General features: G+C 48.2%; 1 pseudogene. It reads right to left on the bottom strand.

Features of this window, described 5'->3' with window-relative positions:
- A pseudogene (locus VT06_RS17140) lies at positions 1-571 on the bottom strand (ABC transporter ATP-binding protein); the annotation flags it as partial.

The raw sequence follows: 571 nt of genomic DNA, 5'->3' as shown, positions 1-571 counted from the left end.
AGCAACCCGATACGGCTACCAGGTACCAAATTTAAATGCACTTTTTGCAGAATAATGGTTTGTTCACCGGCACTGCTATAGCCCGCTTGAATATTATCCAGCTGAATGAGCGGGTTGGGTAACTTGCTGGGCTCAGGAAAATTCAAATCAAAGGGTTCTTCATCGCCCAGCGGTGCCGTTGCGGTAAGCCGTTCTAATGCCTTTAAGCGGCTTTGTGCTTGGCGGGCTTTAGTTGCTTGGGCGCGAAAGCGATCAACGAAACTTTGCAAATGCGCACGTTGCTGCTGTTCTTTTGCATACTGTTGCGCCTGTTGCGCTCGGCGCTCACTACGCTGGCGCTGAAAGCTACTGTAATCACCGCTATAACACTGGGTGGTTTGGCGCTCGATATGGATAATATTATTTACTACACCATCCAAGAATTCGCGATCATGGGAGATTACGATTACCGTTCCTTCAAAGCGTTTTAACCAGCTTTCTAACCAAACAATGGCATCTAGATCTAGGTGGTTAGTGGGCTCATCCAGCAATAACAGATCGGCGCGGGCAATGAGTACTTGCGCTAAGTTCA

Source organism: Arsukibacterium sp. MJ3, from assembly GCF_000987765.1.
Taxonomy (GTDB): Bacteria; Pseudomonadota; Gammaproteobacteria; order Enterobacterales; family Alteromonadaceae; genus Alishewanella.
The sequence above is the reverse complement of the archived record's forward strand: the minus strand, read 5'-3'. Positions and strand labels throughout refer to the sequence as shown.